Source organism: Glycomyces lechevalierae (assembly GCF_027622945.1).
GTDB lineage: Bacteria > Actinomycetota > Actinomycetes > Mycobacteriales > Micromonosporaceae > Glycomyces > Glycomyces rutgersensis.
Genome location: NZ_JAPZVQ010000018.1, coordinates 20,961 through 38,426, shown reverse-complemented (window position 1 = coordinate 38,426; position 17,466 = coordinate 20,961). Strand labels below are relative to the sequence as shown.

At 68.6% G+C, this 17,466-nt stretch carries 16 protein-coding genes, 1 tRNA gene and 2 pseudogenes; 11 read left to right on the top strand and 8 right to left on the bottom strand.

The genetic code is table 11. The annotated features are described in order from the left end of the window. Positions 1-146 precede the first annotated feature (146 nt). Positions 147-947 (bottom strand): replication-relaxation family protein, encoded by an 801-nt coding sequence (locus tag O2L01_RS21935; RefSeq protein WP_270124174.1) that lies wholly within the window; start codon positions 945-947, stop codon positions 147-149. Between the two features lie 633 nt (positions 948-1,580). On the opposite strand from O2L01_RS21935, the gene O2L01_RS21930 reads away from it, so the two are divergent. Beyond that, entirely contained in the window at positions 1,581-1,757 is a 177-nt protein-coding gene (locus O2L01_RS21930) for a hypothetical protein (RefSeq protein WP_270124173.1), read from the top strand. Next, positions 1,754-2,758, top strand: a pseudogene (locus O2L01_RS25785) (recombinase family protein); the annotation flags it as partial. The gene O2L01_RS21930 and the pseudogene O2L01_RS25785, both read left to right, overlap by 4 nt. Positions 2,759-3,371: 613 nt before the next feature. Here O2L01_RS25785 and O2L01_RS21920 read toward each other — a convergent pair. From O2L01_RS21920 to O2L01_RS21905, 4 genes and pseudogenes are all read right to left on the bottom strand, one after another. Next, a tRNA-Trp gene (locus O2L01_RS21920) sits at positions 3,372-3,444 on the bottom strand. Between the two features lie 90 nt (positions 3,445-3,534). Continuing rightward, positions 3,535-4,368 carry a MetQ/NlpA family ABC transporter substrate-binding protein gene (locus O2L01_RS21915; RefSeq protein WP_270124171.1) on the bottom strand — a complete coding sequence of 278 codons (834 nt, stop codon included), beginning with the start codon at positions 4,366-4,368 and terminating at the stop codon, positions 3,535-3,537. 34 nt (positions 4,369-4,402) lie between these two features. After that, a complete protein-coding gene (locus O2L01_RS21910; RefSeq protein ID WP_270124170.1) occupies positions 4,403-5,056 on the bottom strand; it encodes a methionine ABC transporter permease in 654 nt (217 codons plus the stop codon). Between the two features lie 53 nt (positions 5,057-5,109). Further along, positions 5,110-5,820, bottom strand: a pseudogene (locus O2L01_RS21905) (methionine ABC transporter ATP-binding protein); the annotation flags it as partial. A 238-nt stretch (positions 5,821-6,058) separates the two neighbouring features. On the opposite strand from O2L01_RS21905, the gene O2L01_RS21900 reads away from it, so the two are divergent. Genes O2L01_RS21900 through nudC form a run of 3 tightly spaced genes read left to right on the top strand, consistent with a single transcriptional unit; the run spans position 6,059 to position 9,545 of the window. After that, positions 6,059-7,360: a M16 family metallopeptidase gene (locus O2L01_RS21900; protein WP_270124168.1), complete on the top strand. Its 1,302-nt coding sequence runs from the start codon at positions 6,059-6,061 to the stop codon at positions 7,358-7,360. Then, complete coding sequence (locus tag O2L01_RS21895) at positions 7,357-8,667, top strand: M16 family metallopeptidase (RefSeq protein WP_270124167.1); 1,311 nt, start codon at positions 7,357-7,359, stop codon at positions 8,665-8,667. The genes O2L01_RS21900 and O2L01_RS21895 overlap by 4 nt, the downstream gene beginning before the upstream one ends. Beyond that, positions 8,664-9,545 (top strand): NAD(+) diphosphatase, encoded by an 882-nt coding sequence (gene nudC / locus O2L01_RS21890; RefSeq protein ID WP_270124166.1) that lies wholly within the window; start codon positions 8,664-8,666, stop codon positions 9,543-9,545. The genes O2L01_RS21895 and nudC overlap by 4 nt, the downstream gene beginning before the upstream one ends. A 28-nt stretch (positions 9,546-9,573) precedes the next feature. Here the strand turns inward: nudC and O2L01_RS21885 are convergent, their stop codons facing one another. Together O2L01_RS21885 and O2L01_RS21880 are read right to left on the bottom strand one after the other, a co-directional pair. Continuing rightward, on the bottom strand, positions 9,574-10,527 hold the full coding sequence (locus tag O2L01_RS21885; protein ID WP_270124165.1) for an EamA family transporter: 954 nt from the start codon (positions 10,525-10,527) through the stop codon (positions 9,574-9,576). Between the two features lie 221 nt (positions 10,528-10,748). Then, positions 10,749-10,982: a mycoredoxin gene (locus O2L01_RS21880; RefSeq protein WP_270124164.1), complete on the bottom strand. Its 234-nt coding sequence runs from the start codon at positions 10,980-10,982 to the stop codon at positions 10,749-10,751. 267 nt (positions 10,983-11,249) lie between these two features. On the opposite strand from O2L01_RS21880, the gene O2L01_RS21875 reads away from it, so the two are divergent. From O2L01_RS21875 to O2L01_RS21860, 4 genes are all read left to right on the top strand, one after another. Next, positions 11,250-13,397 carry an ATP-dependent DNA helicase UvrD2 gene (locus O2L01_RS21875; RefSeq protein ID WP_270124163.1) on the top strand — a complete coding sequence of 716 codons (2,148 nt, stop codon included), beginning with the start codon at positions 11,250-11,252 and terminating at the stop codon, positions 13,395-13,397. Positions 13,398-13,610: 213 nt separating this feature from the next. Continuing rightward, on the top strand, positions 13,611-13,916 hold the full coding sequence (locus tag O2L01_RS21870) for a hypothetical protein (protein ID WP_270124162.1): 306 nt from the start codon (positions 13,611-13,613) through the stop codon (positions 13,914-13,916). A 227-nt stretch (positions 13,917-14,143) separates the two neighbouring features. Further along, on the top strand, positions 14,144-14,503 hold the full coding sequence (locus tag O2L01_RS21865) for a WhiB family transcriptional regulator (RefSeq protein WP_310286611.1): 360 nt from the start codon (positions 14,144-14,146) through the stop codon (positions 14,501-14,503). Further along, a complete protein-coding gene (locus O2L01_RS21860) occupies positions 14,500-14,703 on the top strand; it encodes a hypothetical protein (RefSeq protein ID WP_270124160.1) in 204 nt (67 codons plus the stop codon). The genes O2L01_RS21865 and O2L01_RS21860 overlap by 4 nt, the downstream gene beginning before the upstream one ends. Positions 14,704-14,945: 242 nt before the next feature. Here the strand turns inward: O2L01_RS21860 and O2L01_RS21855 are convergent, their stop codons facing one another. Beyond that, positions 14,946-16,244, bottom strand: a complete 1,299-nt coding sequence (locus tag O2L01_RS21855) for an ABC1 kinase family protein (RefSeq protein WP_344469387.1) — start codon at positions 16,242-16,244, stop codon at positions 14,946-14,948. 360 nt (positions 16,245-16,604) lie between these two features. On the opposite strand from O2L01_RS21855, the gene O2L01_RS21850 reads away from it, so the two are divergent. Beyond that, positions 16,605-16,769: a DUF5679 domain-containing protein gene (locus tag O2L01_RS21850; RefSeq protein WP_270124158.1), complete on the top strand. Its 165-nt coding sequence runs from the start codon at positions 16,605-16,607 to the stop codon at positions 16,767-16,769. Positions 16,770-16,914: 145 nt separating this feature from the next. After that, positions 16,915-17,448, top strand: coding sequence for a M48 metallopeptidase family protein (locus tag O2L01_RS21845; RefSeq protein ID WP_344469375.1), 534 nt, complete (start codon positions 16,915-16,917; stop codon positions 17,446-17,448). Positions 17,449-17,466: the final 18 nt, after the last annotated feature.

Here is a 17,466-nt window from a genome sequence, read left to right as displayed (position 1 = left end):
CTTTCCCGTAGTTTTCGCCCCCAGGGATATGTATATATGTCAGGCTGCCCGGTAACCGCGCACCTGCCATTGACCTGCAAGAATGCTGGATGACCGGAGTTCATGAACGGCTGGGGCAGTCCGCGGTCCTGCCCGAGGGTCGACCCTTAGGGGTCGACCTCCGGGTCCCAATCCCACACGATCGGCCGGTTCGCGATCTCCTCGGCGATCGCGGGGAGTTCATTGAAGCTGACCGGTAGCTCGCGGCCGAGTACGTGCCAGCGCTGATCGTCCAGGAGGTCGGGGAACGTCTCGGGTCTTGTGAAGGTCCGTTCGGCTTCGGTCGCGGCGCTGGCGGCGACGGTGAGTTTGCTGAGGCGGGTGTTGCGCAGGTGGCTCTCGTCGCAGATCTCGGTGGCCAGCGGCAGGAAGTTGACCAGGCGGCCTGGGGTGGGGACCTCGATGAGCAGCACGGCCTTCTCGTAGTGGTGGTACTCAACGTGGGTTTTGTAGCTCTTCACCTTGTCGGCGAGGCGTTGCAGGGTCTCGGTGCCCCGGTCGTGCTCGAACCAGAAATGGAGGCGGCGTCCGTCGGTCCAGGTGAGGGTGACGTTCGCGTCGGAGCGCATTCCGCTGTAGGCGCTGTAGGGCTCGAATACCCAGTCGATTTCGACATCACCTCGGGTGCGGGCGGCTCGCATGAGGCGGCAGTAGAAGGCGTTGATGCCCTCGGTATGGGGCCGATGGGCCGAAAGGAACTGCTGCTGGGCCTTGAAAGCCGCGTTGGCCTTCGTCGGGGGTTTCTCGTCGGTGCGCATCGCGTGGAGGTACTGGCCGCGCCAGTCCAGGACGTAGCGGTAGGCGCGGCTGGTGGGGTTGCGCCACCGCGCCAGGATCCCCATCTCGTACAAGGTGAGCAGGCGCGCTGCCGCCGCATGGGCCGAGGGGAAGAACAGCGCCTCCAACATGCCCGGCGGTCATGATCTTGTGCCGCGACAGCGTGTCGATGATCGCGAAGTCGCGCTCCATCAACCGGCTGGCGATCTCGTCGAAGTCACCGGTGTTCTTGCCGGGGACACGTCTGGCAGCCACTCTTGACCTCCCCTCGGGTGCGGCGGTGGGCAACCATTATCGAGCGGGTCTCTTCTGCGAATCAGGAGAACTTACAGGTTAAGAACACTGAGTAGCCGGTTTCTGCTCCATGAGTGCGCGCACCCAGCGGTTACCCTCGCTGTCTACCTTCGAAAGGGAGACTCATCAGCGGTTACTGCCTTGCGATGCTGAGACGGTTACCTTGCTCCTTCGGGTTGGCCCTGGGCAGGGTAACCGAATTTGTGAGAAAGTATTGACTTTTAGTAACTATCGGTGTATCGTTCTTGGCTCGCCTGGACTGGATTCGCGGTGCTCGGTGGGACACACGTCGTGCAACACCGAACCACACCACTCTCCTGGAGGCTGCCCTCTTCGCGGTGCCTCCTTAGCCTGGTTCAAGGTCGATTCCTCGGTTCGAAGCCACGCACTTCGGGGCGCTTGATAGCGCCACGAAGTGGGCCTACGTTGGCATCAACCCGCCGCTATCCCGGTGCCCGGCGGTGACTGCCATGGGTGCCGGAGACATCAACATTCGCGTGGTCGGAGAACTGCGCGAAGAGATCGACGTTCGAACACTCGCAGCGACGCTGGTTGACGCTGCCTTTGCGGTGGCTGAGCGTGACGACGAGTCCGAACTCTTGGCGGGCCATACCGATGACGACGATCGGAAGGCCGACGGCTCATGAGCGAATCGAACAAGAAGAAGCGAGCAGTGCTGTACCTGCGGGTCTCCTCGCGAGGGCAGGTCGACACCGATTACGACCCCGAGGGGAATTCGATTCCCGCCCAGCGCAAAGCATGTTTGCGAAAGGCCGAGGAGCTGGGGATGGAGGTCGTGGGCGAGTACGTCGAGCCCGGCCGTTCAGCGATGACGGTTGATGGGCGGCCGAAGTTCCAGGAGATGATGGCGCGGGTCCGCAACAGCAAAGACGTGGACGCGATCGTGGTCTACGCGCGCTCGCGGATGCACCGCGATACGACCGATGCGGCGATCACCCGCAGGGAGCTTCGGAAACTCGGCGTCCAACTCGTTTCGATCATGGATTACACCGAGGACAGCTACATCGGTGACCTGGTAGCGGCGATTCTCGACGGCGTCAACGAGTATCAATCTCGCGCCTCAGGGGCGGACGTGGCTTACAAGATGGCAGCCAAGGCGTCGAGGGGTGGCACACCTGGACTCGCGCCACTTGGTTACCTGAACGTGGGCGAGAAGATCGATGGCCGTGAGGTGCGAACCATCGCAGTCGATGAGGAGCGTGCGCCGTTCGTAGTGATGGTGTTCAAGCTCTACGCGACCGGCCGCTACGGGTTCAAGGATCTCCAGCGGGCGGTGACCGAGGCCGGTCTGCGGACTCGGCCGCGGAAGGACGTGCCCAACGGTCGGCCGGTCACCATCGAGGCGCTTGGGCGGGTGCTTCGTGACCGCCGCTATCTCGGTCGAGTCGTCTTCAAGGGCAAGGAATATGAGGGGCGTCATCAGCCGCTTATTAGTCAAGAGTTGTTCGATCGAGTGCAGGATGTGCTGGTCAACCAGCGCGGCGCGGGCACTCGCGAACGCGTTCACGACCATCCGCTCAAGGGGCTCTTGTGGTGCGCGAACTGCCGCACGCGCTTCTACCTCGACACGGTCAAGAACCGGCGCGGCATCGTCTACTCCTACTTCTTGTGCAGCGGGAAGGCTGGGAAGCATTGCCAGACGCCCCGTCTGCCCGTCGCGAAGATGGAAGCCGCAGTCGCGGCTCATTACACGACGTTGAACGTGCCGCCATCGATCGCCACTGAGCTGAAGGCGGCTATCGACAAGGCCTTGCGGGAGAAGGGCTTGCTGTCGGCCTCGCTTCGTCGGAACCTGGAATCTGAGCGGGGGCGATTGATCGATCAGCAGGGCCACCTGCTCGATCTTGTCGGGAACCCCGAGTGGCCGCAGGACCGGCTCGAAGTCAAGATGCGCCGGCTTCGCGGCGAGCTCGCCGTCATCGATCAACGCCTGACTGAGGTCGGCGACGCGAAGGTGGAGCGTGCCGGCGAGGCGATCGCCTTGCTGCTCAGCCTGCTGGACGATCCTCGGCGGTTGTTGAAGACGGTGCCGGAGAATTTCCACAAGACCTTCCACAGGTCCTTCTTCAAGCGGCTGCATGTTTACGTCGACGAAGCGACCGGCGAGCCGAAGGTCAGCGCCGACCAGATCTCGTCGCCGTTCACGCCGCTGCTGCCCGAAAACCGCAGTCATTTGGAGCCCGAAACGCCGAACACCGGGCCGCGAATCGCGGCCCGGTGTTCGGATAATGCTGGTCTTGCAGGAGTGACAGGACTCGAACCTGCAACCCTCGGTTTTGGAGACCGATGCGCTACCAATTGCGCCACACTCCTTCGCCCGTCCGGTTGCCCGGCCTGGCCGCAACTATCTTACGTGTTGCGGTTCGGCCGGTGCAACCGGGTTGGACTGGGTGTAATGGCTGGTTAGGAGGCCGGGATGACCGAGCCGTCGGACCAGGTGTCGAGGATGAACTGCTTGACCTCGTCGGACTGGAGGAGCTCGGCGAGCTTCTGGACGTCCGGGTTGTCGGCGTTGGCGGCCGTGGTCACGAGGTAGTTGGCATACGGGTTGCCCTCGGGGGACTCGCTGAAGAGGGCGTCCTCAGCCGGGCTGAGATCGGCTTCGAGGGCGTAGTTGCCGTTGATGACGGCGGCGTCGACGTCCTCGAGGGAGAGCGCGAGCTGCGCGGCCTCGAGCGGGACGAACTCGAGGTTCTTCGGGTTGTCGGCGATGTCGTCCTCGGTGGCGAGCGTGACGTCGACGCCGTCGGCGAGGGTGATCAGGCCCGCGTCGGCCAGGAGGGCGAGCGCGCGCCCGCCGTTGGAGCCGTCGCCGGGGATCGCGATCTGCGCCCCGTTCGGGATCTCGTCGACCGAGGCCACCGAGTTCGAGTACAGGCCCAGCGGTTCGATGTGCACCGGCGCCACGGTCGTCAGGTCCGTGCCGTTCGCGGCGTTGTACTCGTCCAGGTAGGGCTCGGTCTGGAAGAAGTTCGCGTCCACGGAGCCGTCGGCGGTCGCCACGTTCGGCTGCACGTAGTCGGTGAACTCCTGGACCTCGATGGTGAGCCCGGCGTCCTCGGCCAGGTTCTCCGAGATGAAGTTCAGGATGTCGGCGTGGGGCACCGGGGTGGCGGCGACGACGACCGTGCCGTTGGTCTCAGTGGCCTCCGAGCCGCCGTCATTGCCGCAAGCCGACAAGGTCAGAGCGGCCGCGGTGGCAATGGAGGCGCCCACGAGGGTACGACGATTGAACATGGTGTTCTCCTAAAGGGAAGGTAGGGAAATAACTTCAGCGGCGGTCGAGGGTGCGGGCGCACCGGTCGCCGAGGATCTGGAAGAGCTGCACGAGCACGACGAGGATGACCAGCGGCCAGATCATGTACTCGGTCTCGAAGCGCTGGTAGCCGTAGCGGTAGGCGAGGTCGCCCAGACCGCCGCCGCCCACGATTCCGGCCATCGCCGAGTACGAGACGACCGCCACGAGCGTCACGGTGAAGCCGCGGATCAGGCCCGGGGTCGCTTCGGGAAGCACGACGCGCCAGACGAGGGCAGGCGTGCTGGCGCCCATCGAGCGGGCCGCTTCCACCAGGCCCGGCTGGACTTCGAGGAGCGCGCCTTCGACAAGGCGCGCGAAGAACGGGATCGACGCCACCGTGAGCGGCACGATCGCCGCCTCGGTGCCGATGCTCGTCCCCGTGATGAGACGGGTGAACGGCACCACCGCGACCATGAGCAGCACGAACGGCGCGCTCCGGCCGACGTTGACGATGAGCCCGAGCGGTGCGTTCACCAGCGCGATCGGCTTCGGGCCGGTCTTGGAGGTGATGTACAGGACCGTGCCGAGCAGCAGCCCGCCCAGCAGCGTCCACGCGCCCGAGACCGCCACGATGTGCAGCGTCTCCCAGAACGCCTCGGTCAGCAGTTCGCCGAGTCGGTCGTTCACAGCGCCACCTCGTCCCCGAGCAGGCGCGCGGCGAGACGCCGGGCCTGGCCGCCCAGGCGCGAGTCCGGGTCCGCGAGGAGTTCGGGCACGGCGCCGATCTCGACGAACCGGCCCTCCTCCATCACCGCGGCGCGGTGGCAGATGCGGGTGATCACTTCGAGTTCGTGCGTGATGAGCAGGATCGTCAGGCCCAGTTCGCGGTTGAGCCGCGCGAGCAGGTCCAGGATCTCGTCGGTGGTGTCGGTGTCGAGCGCGCTGGTCGCCTCGTCGGAGAGGAGCACGGCTGGCGAGGCGGAGAGCGCGCGGGCGATCGCGAGGCGCTGGCGCTGGCCGCCGGAGAGCTGCCCGGGGTAGGCCTTCGCCTTGTCCGAGAGGCCCACGAGGTCGAGCAGTTCGAGCGCGCGTTCGCGCCGGGCGGCGCGCGGCACGCCCCGGAACCGCAAGGGCAGAGCCACATTGGACGCCGCGTTGCGGTTGGAGAGCAGGTTGAAGTGCTGGAAGATCATCGCGGTCTTGGCCCGCGAGGCCCGCAGCTCACGTCCGCGCAGTGTCGTGAGCTCGACGCCGTCGACCTCGACCGTGCCCTCATCGGGCCTGGTGAGGAGGTTGACGGTGCGCAGGAGCGTGGACTTGCCGGCGCCGGAGCGGCCGAGGATGCCGAAGATCTCGCCGGGGGCGATGTCGAGGTCCACGCCGTCGAGGGCGACCAGGTCGCCGAAGCGCTTGGTCACACCGGACAGGCGGATGCTGGGTCTCGGTTCCATGAGGAAGAAAGGTCGCTTTCGCTGTGGGTGATCGCCGCTTCGGGGCGCGGCGGTGCAGGAGCCCTCAGCAGGCGCACATTCGGCAGCACGAAGCCGCGGCGCGGTGGGCGTCGCTGAGGCGTTCGATTCGCTGCGAGTTCATAGCCTAGAAGTCAAGCAGGAATTCATGCCGATTCCAAGTGCCTGTGACGAACGCCGCGCACTCGGAAGATCACCGAGCTGAGATAGGGTTCCGACCATGACTGTTGCGACGATTCCCGCCCCGGCGTTCGCGATCGAGCGGTTCAAGCTCGCCAACGGGCTGCGGGTGGTCCTCGCGCCGGACCCCGGGGCTCCGGTGGTCGGCGTCGCCGTGGTGTACGACGTGGGCATGCGATCCGAGCCCGAGGGGCGGACCGGCTTCGCCCACCTGTTCGAGCACATGATGTTCCAGGGCTCCCACAACGTCGGCAAGGCCGAGCACATGCGGCACGTGCAGTCCGCGGGCGGCACCTTCAACGGCTCGACCCACATCGACTACACCGACTACTTCAACCTCCTGCCCTCGAATGGCCTGGAGCTCGCGCTGTTCCTCGAGGCCGACCGCATGCGCGGCCCGGCGATCACCGAGGAGAACCTGGCGAACCAGGTGTCCGTGGTGAAGGAGGAGATCCGGGTCAACGTCCTCAACCGCCCCTACGGCGGCTTCCCGTGGATCAAGCTCCCGCCGGTCATGTTCGACACCTTCGCGAACTCGCACGACGGCTACGGCTCCTTCGTCGACCTCGACGCCGCCACGGTCGACGACGCGAAGTCGTTCTTCAACGCCTATTACCCGGCCTCGAACGCGGTCCTCTCGGTCGCGGGCGACTTCGACCTCGCGCAGGCCCGTGAACTGGTGGAACGGCACTTCGGCAGCGTCGAGGCGCGCCCCGCGCCCGTGCACCCGTCGTTCAATGAACCCGACCTCAGCGCTGAACGCCGCGTCTCGTACACAGACGAGCGCGCGACGCTCCCGGCCGTCGCGGTCGCCTGGCGCGTCCCCGACCCGGTCACCGAGCTCGACGACTTCCTGCCGTACGTGGTCCTCGGCGAACTCCTCACCGACGGCGACGCCTCGCGCCTGGTCGAGCGGCTCATCCACACCGACCAGACCGCCACGGCGGTCGCCGCGCACACGACCTTCATGGCCGAGCCCTTCGCCTCGCGCGGCCCGACGGTGATGCTCATCCAGGCGTTCCTGCCGCCGGGCAACGCCGTCGACACCGTGCTCGGCACGGTCCAGGAGGAGCTCGCCCGCATCGCCGAAGGCGTCGACGAGGCCGAGCTCGACCGCGTCAAGGCCCGTGTCGCGGCGCAACTGCTGCGCGGGGACGACTCGGTGATGGGGCGCTCGCGCCGCTTCGCGACCGCCGAGATCTTCCACGGCGACGCGTCGATGTCCGCCCGCTTCCCGGCCCTGCTCGGCGAGGTCACCGCCGAGGCCGTCGCCCAGGCGGCCGCCGCCCTGACGCCGAACCGCCGCGCCGTTCTCGAAGTCATTCCCGGAGGAGCCCAGTGAGCAACGTCATTCCCGGCCTGGCGCCGGAAGTCCCGCTGTCCCTTCCGGTCCCGGTCGAGCGCACGCTCCCGAACGGGCTCCGGGTGCTGCTCACGCGCCGCCCGGGCGTCCCGCTCGCCGAGGTGCGGCTCTCGATCCCGGCCGCGCACGCCGACCTCGCCGCGGCCGACCTGCTCTCCGCGGCGCTGTTCTCCGGCACCGAGACCGCCTCGATGACCGAGATCGCCCAGCGCCTCCAGGGCGTGGGCGGCGCGCTCGGCGCCGGGGCCGACCCGGACCGGATCGCCGTGTCCGGCAACAGCCTCGCGACCGGCCTGCCCGAACTCCTTGAAGTCCTCGGCGACCTGCTCAAGGCCGCCGAGTACCCGGAGGGCCCGCTCGCGGTCGAGCGCTCGCGCATCATCGACGGCCTCTCGGTCGCCGAGCAGCAGCCGGACTTCCAGGTCAACCGCGTCCTCGACGCGCGCCTGTGGGACGGCCACCCGTACGGCCACCAGCAGCCGACCGCCGCCGAGGTCGCCGCCGTCGAACGCGACGCGGTCCTCGCCCTGCACGCCTCGCGCGTGCACCCGGCCGGCGCGCGCCTGATCATCGTGGGGGACATCGACACCGACGCGGCCTTCGCCGCCGTCGAGAAGGCCCTCGGCGACTGGAACGGCGCGGGCGAACCGCGCCACATGGAGCCGCTGCCCGAGCTCGTCGCGGGCCCGCTGGTCCTGGTCGACCGGCCCGGCTCGGTCCAGTCCGCGATCCGCGTCGCCTACCCGGCCGTCGAGCGCACGCACCCGGACAACGCCGCGCAGCACCTCGCGAACCTCGTCTTCGGCGGCTACTTCTCCTCGCGCCTGGTCATGAACCTGCGCGAGACCAAGGGCTACGGCTACTCGCCGCGCTCCCGCGTGGACCACTCGCCGGCCGGCTCGATCCAACTCGCCGCCGTCGACGTCGCCACCGAGGTCACCGGCCCCGCGCTCGCCGAGGTCCGCGCCGAACTGCGCGGCATGGCCGAGCGCCCGCCCGCCGCCGACGAACTCGACCTGGCCCGCCGCTACGCGCTCGGCTCGGTCAAGCTCGCCACCGCGACCCAGGCCGGCGTCGCCAACTACATTTCCGTGCTCGCCGCCTCGGGCCTCCCGCTGGCCTGGCTCGCCGAGCACTCCGAGCGGATCCGCGAGGTCACGCCCGCCGACGTCCAGCGCGTCGCGGCCGAACGGCTCGACCCCGACCGCGCGGTCACCGTGGTCCTCGGCGACGGCGCGGAGGTCCGCGAACCGCTCGCCGCGTTCGGGGAGATCGAGGCCGCATGAGCCACCCGCCCTTGGCGATCGACGTGCTCGACCGGCTCGGCGAGCACCGCGGCGACGACGACTGGCTCACGGCCGCTTGGGAACAGGCGCAGATCGTGGTCTGTGACCCCGAGAACGAGCGCATCGCGGCCGACGAGGACGGCCTGCACTACTTCGACGCGGCGACCGCGCCCGAAGGCCCGCGCATCTACCTCGGCGGCGAGCAGCCGCCCGTGTTCACGGTCCTCGCCGACCTGCCCGACGGCCTCCCGGGCCGCTGGATCAAACCGGACTGGGACCGCCGCGACCTCGCGATCGCCGTGCAGGCCATCGCGATCGGCCACTGGCACGCGACGTACCGGTTCCACCCGACCACCGGCGAGCCGCTGAGCCCCCGCCAGGCGGGCTGGGAACTCGAGGCCGCCACGGGCCGCCCGGTGTTCCCGCGCACCGACCCGGCCGTGATCGTCCTCATCGACGACGGCGCCGACCGCGTGCTGCTCGCCCAGCACCGCCGCTACTCCGGCGCCCCGAAGACCGGGCCCGCTGCCGTCAGGAGCGGCCGGTACGCGTGCATCGCCGGCTTCGTCGAACCGGGCGAGTCCGCGGAGGCCGCCGTGCACCGCGAGGTGGGCGAGGAGATCGGCATCAAGATCGACCGGCTCGAGTACGTCTCGAGCCAGCCGTGGCCCTACCCGCGCTCGCTCATGCTCGGCTACCGCGCGACCGCCGACCCGGCGCAGCAGCTCGTGCTGCAGGACGCCGAGATCGCGGACGCGCGCTGGTTCACCCGCGACGAAGTACGGCAGATGTGGGTCGAGACCGAGGACTCGACGCCGAGCGCCGTGCGGATCTCCATCGCGCGCTTCCTCATCGACGGCTGGCTGGCCGAAGGATAAGACCGGCTTCGGGGAAGCTTGCGGGCCGTCAATTCAGTTGAGCGACGGCCGCTTCGGTCACGTCCGGCACCGCGGTCTTGGCGGCGACGGCGCGCTGCGCGGTGAACACGCCGGCGATCACGACGACGCCGCCGATGATCTGCGGCACCGTCAGCGCCTCGCCGAGCAGCGCCCACGCGGAGAGCGAGGCGACCACGACCTCGGCGTACCCGATGCCGCCGGCGACCGGCGCCGTGATGAACCGCAGCCCGCTGAGGCCCAGGCCGTACGCGAGCGCGGTGCAGCCGATGAGGAGCAGGACGCTCACGAGGCCGGTGATCTCGACGCCGCCGAGCCGCACGTCGGCGGAGAGCGCCGCCCAGTCGAGCGCCCACGGAGCCGCGAAGGGCGCCAAGGCGATCGCGCCGACGACGAAGCCGACCGCGAGCAGCACCCGCACGTCCACCTTCGCGGTGAGCCGCTCGCCCGAGAGGAAGTACGTGGCCTGGCAGGCGGCCGCGGCCGAGCCCGCGACCAGGCCGACCGCGTCGAGCCGCAGGCCCGACCACACTTCGACCACGATGCACAGGCCCGCGATGCTCAGCAGCGTGCCGACCACCGCGGCGCGCGGCAGCACGGTGCGGCGCACGAACCGCACCCAGGCGACGACCACGATGGGCCCCATGAACTCCAGCAGGAGCGCGATGCCGACGGGCAGGCGCTCGACCGCGATGAAGTAGAAGGCCTGCACCGCGGCGATCGCGGTGAGGCCGAACAGGACCAGACCGCCCCAGGGCAGGCGTTCCTTGCCCCGCAGCCGCAGGAGCGGCACGACGGCCGCCGCGATCGCGATGAGGCCGACGCCGCAGATGCGCAGCCACGTGACCTGGATCGGGGTGAGCCCGGCCTGGATGACGACTTTGCCGAAGGGGCCGCACACGCCGAAGAACAGCGAGGCGGCCAGGACGAGGGTGACGCCGAGGGCGGCGCGGGGTGACGACATGTATGGGCTCCATCGCTCATGAAGTGCACGAACACGGTGCGGATGACCTTGCGCGCGAAGGCGGTCCGCGCAAAGAAAAAGGCCCGGGACGGATCCATCCCGGGCCTGAATGCTTAGCGACCACCCCTCGAAGTCGCTAAGCAAGCTTGACGAGTCAACTATAGGGCATCGTACCGGCTTTGTGTCCTAAACGTGACCATAGTCTCGATATGTGGCACAGGTCAAGCGGCGAGTTTTGCCTTCACCTGCGCGAGAGAGGGATTCGTGAGGGCGGAGCCGTCCTCGAACTGCACGGTCGGGACGGTCATGTTGCCGCCGTTGACCCCCATGACGAACTCCGCGGCCGCGGGGTCCTCCTCGATGTTGACCTCTTTGAAGAGCACGCCCTCGCGGTCGAGCGCCGACTTGAGCCGCTTGCAGTAGCCGCACCAAGTGGTGCTGTACATGGTGATCATCGATCCTCCTTCTCCAACGAGCGTAACGCGATACCGCCCAGGGGCATTCCTCCGGAACAGAGGTCACCGTGGCGGTGCTCACATCGCGCCGCGAGGCCGGATTGTCGTACCCCTCAGGCATTCTCGAAACCGGGGGCCCGATCCCCAGGGCCGTGCGGCTCGAGCGCTGCCCGCCGGACCGCCCCGGTCGGTGGCGGTGCTCACGCCGACCACTTTCGGGTGAACGTCCGAAGGGTTCTTGTCGGAGGCCTCTGGGACACTGGTCGGATGACCGCACGCGATCAGGCCATCGAACAGCTCCTCTCCGGACTCGACCCTGAACAGCGCGAGGCCGTGACCGCCCCGCCCGGGCCGGTCTGCATCCTCGCCGGCGCGGGCACCGGCAAGACCCGCGCCGTGACCCACCGCATCGCCTGGCGGGTCCTCCGCGGCGACATGCGCGGCCAGCACGTCACGGCCGTCACCTTCACCGCCCGCGCGGCGGGGGAGATGCGCGACCGCCTCCGCGGCCTCGGCGTCTCCGGCGTGAACGCCCGCACCTTCCACTCCGCCGCGCTGCGCCAGCTCCGCTACTTCGGCACCCGCCGCTTCGGCGGCCAGCTCCCCGAACTCGTCGACTCGACCCTCAAGTTCACGGCCATCGCCGCCGCGCGCGCCGGACTCCAGACCTCCCGCGCCAAGAACTTCGACCTCACCACCGAGATCGAATGGGCCGCTTCGTCGCTCATCGGCCCGGACGACTACGTGAGCGCCATCGCCGCCCTCGGCCGCGACGCGCCCGCCGCCCCCGAGGACGTCGCGAAGGTCTACGCCGCCTACATCGAGGCCAAGCGCCGCGCCGGCGTCATGGACTTCGCCGACGTGCTCGCGTACACCGCCGACCTCATCACCGACCACGCCGCGACCGCCGACCAGATCCGCAGCCAGTACCGGTTCTTCGTGGTCGACGAGTACCAGGACGTCACCCCGCTCCAGCAGCGCCTGCTCGACGCCTGGCTCGGCGACCGCGACGACATCACCGTCGTGGGCGACGCCAGCCAGACCATCTACTCCTTCACCGGCGCCACCTCGCGGAACCTGCTCGACTTCACCCGCCGCCACCGGGACGCCTCGCTCGTGCGCCTCGTGCGCGACTACCGCTCGACCCCGCAGGTCGTGGGCCTCGCCAACCAGATCATCGGCGAATCCAAAGGGCGCGAAGCGAAGATGCGGCTCGAACTCATCGGCCAGCGGCCCGACGGCCCGGCCGTCACCGCCGAGGTCTTCGCCGACGAGGCGGAGGAGGCGGACATGATCGCCCGCCGCTGCTCCAAGCTCATCGCCGACGGCACGAGCGCTTCGGAGATCGCGGTGCTCTACCGCACCAACGCGCAGTCGCAGGCCTATGAAGAGGCGCTGGCCTCCTACGGCGTGCCCACGGTGGTGACCGGCGCCGCTCGCTTCTTCGACCGGCCCGAGGTACGCCAGGCCGTGGTCGCCCTGCGCTCGGCCGCGAAGGCCGACATTGCCCGGATGCCGCTCCTGGAGGCGGTGCCGGCCGCGCTCGAAGCCGTCGGCTGGCGGCCCGACGCCGCGCCTTCCGGTGGGGCGCAACGCGAAGCGTACGAAGCGGTGGCCGCGATCGCGGGCCTCGCCGAGCAGTTCCTCGAGCACCACCGGGCCGATCCCGAGAAGGACGGCCCCGACCCGGACCTCGAAGCGTTCTGCGCCGAGCTCAGCCGGCGTGCCGCCGAGCAGCACGCCCCGGCCGTCGAGGGCGTGACGCTCGCGAGCCTCCACGCCGCCAAGGGCCTCGAATGGGACGCGGTGTTCCTGGTCGGCCTGGCCGACGGCACGCTCCCGACCACGTTCGCCCGCACCGAGACCGCGCTGGAAGAAGAGCGCCGCCTGCTGTATGTGGGCATCACGCGCGCCCGCGAGCGCCTGCAGCTCTCCTACGGGCTCGCGCGCAACGCGGGCGGGCGCGAGCGGCGGCTCTGCCGCTTCCTCGCGCCGCTCGGCCTCGGCGGTTTCCCGCGGCCCACCGATCCCGGTGCGGCGGCGCCGAAACCGCGCGAGCGGAAGAAGGCGAAGGTCCTCGACTGCTCCGGCTGCGGCAAGCCGCTCACGGACGCGCGCGACCGCAAGCTGGGACATTGCGAGGATTGTCCCGCCACTATGGATGAAGGACTGTTCGAGCGGCTGCGCGAGTGGCGCGTCAGCGTCGCCAAGCAGGACGGCAAACCCGCCTTCACCGTCTTCACGGATGTGACCTTGATCGCTATCGCCGAGCGCTGTCCGGGATCCGACAGTGAACTCGCCTCGCTCCACGGGATCGGGAAGTCCAAACTGGACAAGTACGGCCCGGCGGTGTTGCACCTGGTCAACGGCGGAGACGTGACGGAGGCCATCGATATGTGCAAGCAGGACTCCTGACCGGAACTTGACCGGTAAATCTCGCGGCAAAAACTTTCTCGCGAGACTCGCAGAAAAAGACGTTGCGCTCCCAAGCGAGAGCGGCGTAGCGTAGCTCAAGGCCGGGTGAGGTGTGCGCCTCAAGGCAGACTTGACTGGATAGTCAGGCATGTACCCGGCACAAGGAGATGAAGACCAATGTTGACCACGGAACCCGAAGGGAGGGGACAGACGATGAAGCTGCTCAGTGAAACCCAGAGCACGACGCCGCTCGGCGTGGCATTCGAAGCAGTCGCCGTCTATCGGCACATCGCGCCCGTCTCCGCTCCGGTCCGTGGCACCACTCTGCCCGGCGCTGTCCAGATCACGACGCTGAGCACCGTGAAGACCATTGACAACACCGATATGGGCGCCAATGCCGTTCTTGGTCGTGGCCGCGAGACGTTCGCAGGCCTCGGTTGGCAGCCGGTTACCGGCTCCGAGAAGCGTCACGGCGCCACCCGCGGGAGACCGCCTCGAGAACATCGAAAGGGCTTATAGCAAAGCCCGCTCGGAACTCTCGAGGCCGCGAATCCCGCCCCAGGGATCGCGGCCTTTTTGTATGGCTGAAACGCAGGCTCCACGAGTTTGCGAGTCGTAAATCGACAAGGTCGCGGCCCACCAGTTGAAGACAGACGAGACAGATTGCTGAGCAATTGAGTCCTCACACAGCACTGATGCGACCGAACGTCGAGAAGACCATCGAGATGAGAGAGGAGACCGAGTTCATGACCGACACCCTCATCGGGCCCGAGCTTCGTGACCAAGCCCGCGAGACCGGCGGCGACCTGGCCTGCCGCGAGTACGACGCGGACCTGTGGTTCTCGGAGCAGCCCACCGAACTGGAGTTCGCCAAGTCCCTGTGCACCGACTGCCCGGTGCGCCTCGCCTGCCTGGCCGGCGCGCTCGAGCGCCACGAGCCCTGGGGCGTCTGGGGCGGCGAGATCTTCGAGAAGGGGAACGTCGTGGCCCGCAAGCGGCCCCGTGGCCGGCCCCGCAAGGACGCCGCGCTCATCGAGCAGGCCGCCCAGCAGGAGCTGGCCGAGCGGACCCGGGAACTCGCGCTCGCGGGGGTGACGGTGTCATGACAGTCGACCATCTGAGCCGTCATCTCAAGAAGGATGTCGGCGTCAAGGATCTCGGACCCTCGCTGGTCGGGGAGGCCGAGGCGATCCGCCCGATGGAGCCCGTGAACCCGCTGCTCGGCGGTGTCGGAAGGCTGCGGATGCGGAGCCTGTGGAAGGAAGCCGGATACACGGGGCGTCACCGCCGCCGGGGCCGACTTTGACGACGCACTAACCGCGTTGGCTGAAGGGGTCCATCCCTGAGAGGGGATGGGCCCCTTTTGTTGTGCGGCTCGAGTGTTGTGCCTGGGAGTGTCTCGGAGGGTCTGCGCATTTCGGGCATCCGCAACCGCCCCCGGATCAATGGTCTCGCGGGGGTGCGACAAGCACGCGGATGTGAGCGTTGCTCGTTGCAGGGGTCGGCGATCGTGGCCGGAGCAGGCCCCTCCGGGTCGGCGGGAGCCGGTCAGCGGTTGGGGTCGGTGCCTTCCGGGTCGTCGAAGCCCGGGAGCCATTCCTCGAGGATCGAGCGCCATTTCGCGGTCGCGCCGAGTTGGCAGAGGACGCCGATCGAGCCCATCGTCACGCGGTGGATCAGCAGATACGAGGGCGGGAAGCTCAACTGCTTGTTCAGCTTCGCCGCCTCGGAGCCCTGGCCGGTCAGGCGGGTGCTCTCCTTGCGCAGCCATTCGCGCGAGAACTGGAACTCCTCGCCCGCGATCGGTTCGAGCATCGGCTGGAGCAGGTCGAGCATGGCCTTCGCGTCGATCTGGAGCCCCGGCGGGACGAAGCCCTCGCCGCGCAGGCCCGCGACCACGTCGTCGGCCTTTCCGTCGAGGGTGAGCCGCGTCAACCGGCCCACCTGCACCGGCATCCCGCCGGGCATGCGCGCGGCCGCGCCGAAGTCGTAGACCACGAGCCGGCCGTCCTCGCCGATCGCGAAGTTGCCCGGGTGCGGGTCGGCGTGCAGCAGTCCGGCACGCTTGGGCGCCGAGAAGTGCAGGGTCGCCAGCCGCAGTCCGGCGGCGTCGCGCTCGTCCTGCGTGCCCTCGGTGATGACCTCCGAGAGGGGCCGGCCCGCGATCCACTCGGTCACGAGCACTTCGCCGCTGGCGTGCACCACCTCGGGCACCACGATGAGCGGGTCGTCCCGGAAGGCCTCGGCGAACTGCTGCTGCGTCGCGGCCTCCAGCTCGTAGTCGAGCTCTTCGAGCAGCCGCTCGCGCAGCTCGACGGTGATCTTCTTGACATCGAAGTTCGGTTGCAGCACTTTGAACATCGGGGCCATGCGCGAGAGGTGCCGCAGGTCGGAGCGGAGCGCGTCGCCCGCGCCCGGATACTGGATCTTGACGGCGACCTGCCGCCCGTCCTTCCACACCGCCCGGTGGACCTGTCCGATGCTCGCTGCCGCTGACGGCGCGTCGTCGAACTCGACGAACCGCTCGCGCCAGTCGGCGCCCATCTGCCGCTCGAGCACCCCGTGGACGCTGGCCACCGGCAGCGGGGGAGCGGCGTTCTGGAGTTTCGTCAGGGCCTGGCGGTACGGCGCGGCCAGGTGCTCCGGCAGGGCCGCCTCGAAGATCGAGAGGGCCTGGCCGAGCTTCATGGCGCCGCCCTTGAGCTGGCCCAGCACGCTGAACACGTGCTCGGCGGTGCGCCGCTGCGCCTGCTCGCTGAGGATCTCGTCGGCGAGCCCGGTCACGCGCTTGCCCAGCCCCACGGTCGCTCGGCCCGCCAGCCCCAGGGGAAGGGAGGCGAGTTTCATGCCCCGGGAGAACGCCCGGCGCGGGAGGTCGTCACCCGAATGGGCGGGTCCATGCCTGTCGCTCACGTTCCCAATGCTCTCACGGCGAAGCGCCACTCGGCGACGCCACGGGCACGCCATGTCGATCTGTCTCGGCACTTCCCGGCGTCCCCGTTGCGACCGCGAGTCCGCTACGCCTCCGCCCCGCGCGGACCCCGCCTGGTCCCACTCGAGTGCCGTGCTCATGTCACCCTCCCGGGTGAAGCGGCGCGGCGGGGCTTACAGGCGTGAAATCTGTGGCATTCTGAGGCCGGACGGTCGCACAGAGTGACCGTCGCAACAGGGTCCGCACGACGGCCCGCGCACAACAGGGGGAAACCAGTGGTTCAAGCGACGAAGACCTACACCGGTTACTGCGTCAAGTGCCGCGAGAAGCGCGACTTCGAGGGCACCGTGGTCGTTTCGGACTCGGGCCGCCGGATGGCGAAGGGGACGTGCCCGGTCTGCGGCACCAAGATGAACCGGATTCTCGGCAAGGAATCGTGACCTCGGGGCCGGACGGCCCCAACCCCTCGTCTGATCCCACTCTGCGGGAAATCGGCGGGGGGATTTTCTTGGCATTTCATTGCTCTCACCGCAATCGCGACATCCGCGTTATGCGATTGTCACCCCCCGGGTTTAGTGTGCGTTCATGGCGCGCAAAGTGCATCCCCCCGTTGAAGTGCGGCGCTCTCCCCGACGCCGGGCAACCGTAGCGGCCTACGAAGAACGAGGCCGCGTGGTCGTCATGATCCCTGACGCCTTCTCGGAGACCGAGGAGCAGGAGTGGATCGACCACATGCTCGCGAGACTGCGGAAGCGCGAGGCCCGAGACGGCCGCGCGTCCGACGCGGCCCTGCGAGAGCGGGCCGTCAGGCTCGCCAGCCGGTACTACCCCGAGCACCCCGAATGCGCCGCCCCCAGGAGCGTTCGCTGGGTCGACAACCAGCAGCGCCGGTGGGGTTCGTGCACCCCGTCGGACGGCACGATCCGGATCTCCCGCCGGATCATGATGATGCCCTCATGGGTGATCGACTACGTCCTGCTCCACGAACTCGCGCACCTGGTCCATCCCGACCACTCGCGCCCGTTCTGGGAGATGGTCGGCCGCTACTCCAAGGCCGAGCGGGCCCGCGGCTACCTCGAAGGCATCGCCGACGCCGAGGCCAGCGAGCGCTCCGCTTAGCGGGACGGCGCGGACCGG